Genomic DNA, 6,388 nt, shown 5'->3' with positions numbered 1-6,388 from the left:
CGGCACGAACTGATGAGAACATCCCTGAGGCGATTATCTATCTAAGGGAGCTGTCCCTGCCTGGGCCGTTTGGGAAACCTTAAGGTCCAGATCACACGGTGCCCACCTGACGTCCTGGCGTCAGAGGATATTCCGGGAAACGACCCATGATGGTTCCGCCAACATTATTCAGGAAAAACTGTGCAACCAGATTTTGACAAGCAGTCGCAGCGGTCGGAATTCCGCCAAAAGCGTGACCGGTTTGTAGAGGCACTGTCGCCGCAGGATCGCGCGCTGGCGTTCTCCACAGTTCCAAGCCCGCTGGCGCAATATCTTTTACCCGGCAAAATCGTGGCCGGTTACATCGCTATTGGCTCTGAGGTCAATCCAGCCGCATTGTTGACACAGGCCTATAAAATGGGCTGCGCCATTGCCCTGCCCCATGTCACGAGCAAAACCACACCGATGCGCTTCTTACGCTGGACGCCAGGTGATGATCTGGTTCCCGGCCCCTTTGGATTGCAGCAACCTGCCGAGGATGCGCCCTTATGCACGCCAGACGTCGTTCTAGCGCCCTTAGTGGCCTTTGATGCCCGGTTGATGCGGCTTGGACAGGGTGCGGGGCATTATGACCGCGCCTTTAGCCTAATGGACCAAGCCGTCGCCATTGGCCTTGCATGGTCCGTTCAACATGCGCCTGCCCTTGCATCAGACATTTGGGACATGCCACTACACGCTATACTTACCGAAAAATCATGGATGACCTTATGACAACACCACTCAAAGTACCGACTTGGCGCAAACCCGCCGGAATGCTGGCCATATTGCTGATTATATTCGTCTGGTCCGCGATCATTGTCAGTGCGTCAGATTTTATCGGTACGCAGAACATCGCGATCCAGAGCATTATCTATCTGATCGCAGGTATCATCTGGATAGCGCCGATGCGCCCGCTGATGATTTGGATGGAGACGGGATCGTTCCGCGCACCACCTAAAGCTTAAAAAAACTTGAAAGAAGTGGCGCGAGTGACGGGGCTCGAACCCGCGACCTCCGGCGTGACAGGCCGGCGCTCTAACCAACTGAGCTACACCCGCTAACTTGCGGTTGGCGGCCACTATAAGCCGCGCAAGATTCTGTCAACGCCATTTGTCATAAAAGGGTATATTGGGCGACATCACCTTTCCCCATTTCGGGTCAGGTAACACAGGATTACCCCCATAATGTCGCCTAGACGCGTCTTGGAAGGCCCGTGCAGCGCACGCATGGTGGTTATTGCGGTAACAGCGCCAACTATGGCTCTTGAGCCCCTACGCCCCGCGTGAGGCGCGCCTGCAACCTTTCAAGACTAGGTTGATTTTTCACTCGGACAACCGTGCCGCGTTACAAATTAATCGGCGAACAACAGGAGGGGCGTCTCGATCAGCTTTTTGAAAGCCTGAACATAACTGGCGGCATCCCAACCATCGACGACGCGGTGGTCGCAACTGATCAACAGGTTCATCAGCTTGCGGGCCTCAATATTGTCGCCATCAAACATGGCTTTAGGTCAACATAACTAACCTAAATAGAGCTTACACCGCGACAGGTGCGGAAATATGGGCCTGCGGATGGTAATCGACAACTTCGAAATCTTCGATTCGGAAGTCAAAAATGCTGTCCGGTGTACGCAGCAGCTTTAACTTAGGGGCGCCAGAAGGTGTCCGCGACAATTGCTCTTCGACCAATGGCGCATGGCTGAGATATACATGCACATCCCCACCCTGCCAGATCAGTTCACCCGCTGAATATCCACACACCGCTGCGAGCATCCGCGTCAGCAAGGACGCGGAAAATGCGTTAAAGGCAAAGCCAAGCCCCAAATCGCACGAACGCTGGAATAAGATGCAGCTCAAAACACCATCTGCGACATGAAACTGGTATGTTTTGTGGCAGGGCGGCAGTGCCATTTGGTCCAGTTCGGCGACGTTCCAGCCTTCGATGATATGTCGGCGGGAACCCGGATTGTTCTTCAGGCTCTCAACGAGCAGGCTAACCTGATCAATGCCCTTATCCACCCGGCGAAATAATCCGTTTTCTGCGGCTTCGTACCGTGGCCAATTCACCCATTGCGCACCATAGACAGGGCCCAAGTCGCCCCATTTTTCCGCGAAATCGGCATCCTGTATTATGCGTTGTTCAAAATCATCTTGCGAAATGGCGACGCCAGTTTCGCGGCGGTAGCGGTCCAACGGCCAATCGGTCCATATCTTGACCTTGTTTTCCAGCAATGGCCGGATGTTGGTGTTGCCCGTCAGGAACCACAGCATTTCGCGCGCTGCCGTCTTCCAATATACCCGCTTTGTTGTCAGCAACGGAATGGCATCATTGGCGAGCGAAAAACGCATGGTCGTGCCGAACAATGCCTTTGTGCCAACACCCGTCCGATCACGCTGAACACTGCCCGTTTCCCAGATCCGGCGCATCAGCGACAAATATTGTTCTTCATAATGTGGCATATTGTGCATCTGCTATCGCTAAGCGCCGCGTGACGTTTTTGCAACCTTGCCAATATGCTTTTGTCGGACGCGGGTTGTTAGCGAAAAATCAGGTGGAATGTCGGTCACGCCCATTGGGCACGGCACATGCTTGGCCATTGACGCACAGCATCGCCCACAGAAATCTGGGATAAATCGTATGCCAAAAGAAACGCGAACACCTGTACTCAGACAATAAACGGTGGCCATAATGCCCTTGTCCTAGTCTGCGCAAACCCGGGGCTCGACACCGCGAGCTGTCGGGTTTGCCATTCCAGTGGGCGCCCCTCGAATATTGCGAGCATTTCGTTACTTGGGTAGTAATCACCAACTGCTATCGATTGGCAAGAATGTTGCAAACTGTTCGCCATTATACATCAAAAGTAAAAGGCTTGTATTAGACCTAAGGTTAAAATATCGTTTTCTAAGTCGTTCAAAAAATGCTTATATAGAAATGCACTCATAAAAATGCATATATTAGGTCAAGTACTAAATCGACTTCCGACGGCCATAATTTTAATTGCTTGGCCGGCTGTACGAATATTGTTTTTTAGCATCATATTTTTAGTTTTATCGGCGTCTCCGGCGAAGCCAATTTTTACCGATTTACTACAATTTTACTTTTATGCTTTGCTTGGATGGACTGTTGCGACGACATTGCTCGCTGCTAGTGGCCAATTGGTGCAAAGACTAGTGCTAAGCGCGCAGGTCATCGGCGACAACATTTTCATCCTCTCGGCCATTATACTGTTTCGGGGGCCGGAAATGGCAATAGTCGCCTTCGCGGTATGCGTTGGTGCGATTGCGATAACAATCGGGCTGAAAGGCAGGAATGTACTGATTGCTATTGCTGTTGCCGTGTATGTATCTTCTGCTTGATGTTGCGTTACAACTTTTCCAAATTCCCCTACCTCCGATTATTGCCATGTCGGCGCAACCAAGAACGATATTCCAAATGATGGTGTTCCTTGCGACGGGCATGGTCATGATATCGGCAAGCCGCAAATACCGCTTCAAGCTTTTCAACATGGAATTTTCCACGCTGCACACACTCTAGCTTGAATAATCGTTTGAGTTTGACCTGCAGGCGTGGACAAAAGCCTCCGCATTCTTGTTTGGACCCCAACAAGCTGCCTGCCTGGTGCAGGGACTGTCGCAGCAAGCAACAGGCCAGTATCATCAGTGCAACCTGCCGATTTTTCAGAAGGAGCACGAATGCAAAGAACTAATGAATGCCCTTAGCCACTTACCGATTGGGTACAGTCTTTTTGACACGTAGCGTAACCGCGTCATCTTCCCTGACACCGTCTGTTATTGTGTTTTCAGGCGTGTTTTGGCTGCTCGAAAATTGGTTTTTTCCAAAACGTGGTCCTAATTGGCACTTTTCGGTAACCCATTGGAAGACCTAGTTAATTCGATGGCCTCACAACAGTCTCGATGTGAGCCGTCAGGTGGACCGAAAAATGGTTCCATCTCCGAGGGTGAGTACTAATTGGCACTTTTCGATAACCCATTGGAACACAGTGGTAATTTCAAGGTTTTGCAACAGGCTCGATATGGGCCGTCCGCTCGACCGAAAAAATGGTTCTTCTCCGATAGGTGGCTGCAACTGACGCTTTCTCTGTCACCCGCAGAAACCCTCGGTTCACCGGCGGTGTTCCAAACCCTCCCGCTAAGCCTGTGGAAAGGTACGGTCGTATACACATCAACACCTTAACGGCCACAGGCCGGTTTGAGGCATACGTAGCGTCCCGTATCGCAGAAAGTGGGATAGGGATACCTTGGTCTGCGATACACGACGCTAAGCATAGCTGTAACCCTCAGGAATGCTGAGGCTTATTAGGGACTTTTTGGAAACCTTAGGTAGCGATTTAGACGGTAGGACTCCCTTGGTTGAATTGTGAGGTGTGTGTTGATCGGTGGAAACCATGACTTTTCTTGCCCTGCTACTCCTTGCCACGCCACCGGCTGACTCACCCTTCATAGCCCACGAAAAGTGTATTTTGAAAAGGGCACGGAAGTGGGAACCTAGCAGAGAACCAGCTAACATTATAGCGAAGGCAGCAGTGAGCCACTGCACCGCTACAAAGTATGCTGTTGTAAAGTTCATAGAGGCAGGCCCCACAGCCCCCTATGAAGAACCTGAGGCATTTAAGAAGGGCGTCATGGCTGCGTTAAGGCTGTTGGAGGAAATGGCAGAAGCGAACGCAATCGCTTTAATTCTGGACCTGAGGTCCAAGCGCTAATCGCTTCCCCTTAGCGCTCCACCTAGCGATCTCAGGAAACCGATCCCCCTCCCTCAAATTCGGGGTTTTGTGTCAGGTCACATACAGGCGCCTCAAGTGCACCAATAGAGCACCCAAACTTGTCCTGTTTCCACCTAGCAAAATCAGTCCTTAGGTACGCATTCTAGGTACGCAGTAGCATTTTCGGTGGATCCAAATCGTTGTAAATGCAAGGTTTTATAGGGTGCAAATGAACTGGCGGAGAGATAGGGATTCGAACCCTAGGTACCGTCACCGGCACGCCGCATTTCGAGTGCGGTGCTTTCGACCACTCAGCCATCTCTCCGCAATGCATAGGGACTGGTCAGTGCCGTAAAAACAGCGCATTCCTATGGCAGAGCGGGGCCATTAACCGAAGTTTTTTGCTTTGCCAAGCCACAAGGTTGATTTGCACGCGAGAAGATACGATATTGTGCATATGAATCATCAAACAATCGCTCCCGACATTGTTGAAACGGCATTTTCGATCGGTGATGTCGTGCGCCATCGCTTATTCAATTTTCGTGGCGTGGTGTTCGACATTGACCCTGTTTTTGCCAATAGCGAGGAGTGGTATCAGTCCATCCCCGATTCCGTGAGGCCTTCCAAGAGCCAGCCATTTTACCATTTGTTCGCCGAAAATGCAGAGAACAGCTATATCGCTTATGTGAGCCAGCAGAATTTACTTGCCGACCATCAGCAAGGGCCAATCAACCACCCCGGGATAGATGCTATATTTGAAGGGTGGAATGGCGACCAGTATCAACTCAAACGGCTTATGCGTCAGTAAATGTGCTTGGCATGGCGGCGATGGCCAAGCAGAGTTAAATTGCATCCCCAAGAATCCAGTCGACCCCTGCGTCGGCATGAATTTCGGTGCTGTCATAAATAGGCAGGACATTGGCTTTGGTATCGACCAGCTTGCATAATTCGGTACAACCCAGAACAACCGCTTTGATACCTTCCTGATCAATTTCCGTGATAATCGTTTTCAATATCCGTTCGGAATCGCGTTTTATCAGACCGTGCTTTAGCTCTTCATAAATGATGCGTTCTAGTTCTTTCACATCGTCCATTTCGGCGGGCAACAATGAAACGCCGTGCTTAACCAGCCTCTGACGATACCAATTTTCGGCCATGACACTTGCCCTACCTAATAACGCAGCAGAAGGAACCGCGTCAGCCTTCATCTTCTCACCGACAGCTTCGGCAATGTGGATGATCGGGATCGAAACCGCTCCAGCGACGTCATCAAACACTTTATGCATGCTGTTGGCGCAAATGAGCAAGGCAGTGGCACCAGCTTGCTCCAGACGGCGGGCCGACGCGATCAGCATATCTGCCACATGAACCCAGTCTTCTAGAGCGCTAGCCTTGCCGTCGTCGCAGAGATTGAGGCTCTCGATCAGCAACGGCGCATTACATGTCCCGTTGGTCCGCCACAGGACCTGTTTATTGATACGTGCGTAATATAGTTCAGTGGAATACCAGCTTAACCCACCGATCAGCCCCAGTTTTCGCATGTTTTTTTGTCCTTCAAATGCCGACGCCCCAGCGCAGGCCGGGACGTGTTACGCCTGTCAGTTTAAACCGCAGGTCGCTTTGGGCTCCAGCTTTCGTTGGAGCGAT

At 51.2% G+C, this 6,388-nt stretch carries 7 protein-coding genes, 2 tRNA genes and 1 pseudogene; 5 read left to right on the top strand and 5 right to left on the bottom strand.

Annotated features, from left to right (window positions below; genetic code table 11):
• Positions 1–180 precede the first annotated feature (180 nt).
• Positions 181–750: a 5-formyltetrahydrofolate cyclo-ligase gene (locus Q0N43_RS07880; protein ID WP_295444969.1), complete on the top strand. Its 570-nt coding sequence runs from the start codon at positions 181–183 to the stop codon at positions 748–750.
• A complete protein-coding gene (locus Q0N43_RS07875) occupies positions 747–983 on the top strand; it encodes a DUF2842 domain-containing protein (protein WP_295444967.1) in 237 nt (78 codons plus the stop codon). The genes Q0N43_RS07880 and Q0N43_RS07875 overlap by 4 nt, the downstream gene beginning before the upstream one ends.
• 16 nt (positions 984–999) lie before the next feature.
• On the opposite strand, the gene Q0N43_RS07870 is transcribed toward Q0N43_RS07875, so the two are convergent.
• The 3 genes and pseudogenes from Q0N43_RS07870 to thyA all read right to left on the bottom strand — a co-directional run bounded on the left by Q0N43_RS07870 (position 1,000) and on the right by thyA (position 2,486).
• Positions 1,000–1,076 (bottom strand) — tRNA-Asp (locus Q0N43_RS07870).
• A gap of 293 nt (positions 1,077–1,369) precedes the next feature.
• A pseudogene (locus tag Q0N43_RS07865) lies at positions 1,370–1,525 on the bottom strand (2-oxo acid dehydrogenase subunit E2); the annotation flags it as partial.
• Positions 1,526–1,553: 28 nt separating this feature from the next.
• Positions 1,554–2,486 carry a thymidylate synthase gene (gene thyA / locus Q0N43_RS07860; protein ID WP_295444964.1) on the bottom strand — a complete coding sequence of 311 codons (933 nt, stop codon included), beginning with the start codon at positions 2,484–2,486 and terminating at the stop codon, positions 1,554–1,556.
• Between the two features lie 552 nt (positions 2,487–3,038).
• Here thyA and Q0N43_RS07855 point away from each other — a divergent pair.
• Both Q0N43_RS07855 and Q0N43_RS07850 read left to right on the top strand, forming a co-directional pair.
• Positions 3,039–3,374, top strand: coding sequence for a hypothetical protein (locus Q0N43_RS07855; RefSeq protein WP_295444961.1), 336 nt, complete (start codon positions 3,039–3,041; stop codon positions 3,372–3,374).
• A gap of 1,049 nt (positions 3,375–4,423) precedes the next feature.
• The gene (locus Q0N43_RS07850; RefSeq protein WP_295444958.1) at positions 4,424–4,741 is read left to right on the top strand and encodes a hypothetical protein; all 318 of its coding nucleotides are present in this window, start codon (positions 4,424–4,426) and stop codon (positions 4,739–4,741) included.
• A 235-nt stretch (positions 4,742–4,976) separates the two neighbouring features.
• Here Q0N43_RS07850 and Q0N43_RS07845 read toward each other — a convergent pair.
• Positions 4,977–5,066 (bottom strand) — tRNA-Ser (locus Q0N43_RS07845).
• A 132-nt stretch (positions 5,067–5,198) separates the two neighbouring features.
• Here Q0N43_RS07845 and hspQ point away from each other — a divergent pair.
• Positions 5,199–5,549, top strand: a complete 351-nt coding sequence (gene hspQ / locus Q0N43_RS07840; protein ID WP_295444955.1) for a heat shock protein HspQ — start codon at positions 5,199–5,201, stop codon at positions 5,547–5,549.
• 34 nt (positions 5,550–5,583) lie between these two features.
• Here hspQ and Q0N43_RS07835 read toward each other — a convergent pair whose 3' ends face one another.
• Entirely contained in the window at positions 5,584–6,282 is a 699-nt protein-coding gene (locus Q0N43_RS07835; RefSeq protein WP_295444952.1) for an amino acid racemase, read from the bottom strand.
• Positions 6,283–6,388 lie beyond the last annotated feature (106 nt).

Source organism: Sphingorhabdus sp. EL138 (assembly GCF_945882965.1).
GTDB lineage: Bacteria > Pseudomonadota > Alphaproteobacteria > Sphingomonadales > Sphingomonadaceae > Sphingorhabdus_B.
This window is presented reverse-complemented; position numbering and strand designations above follow the sequence as displayed.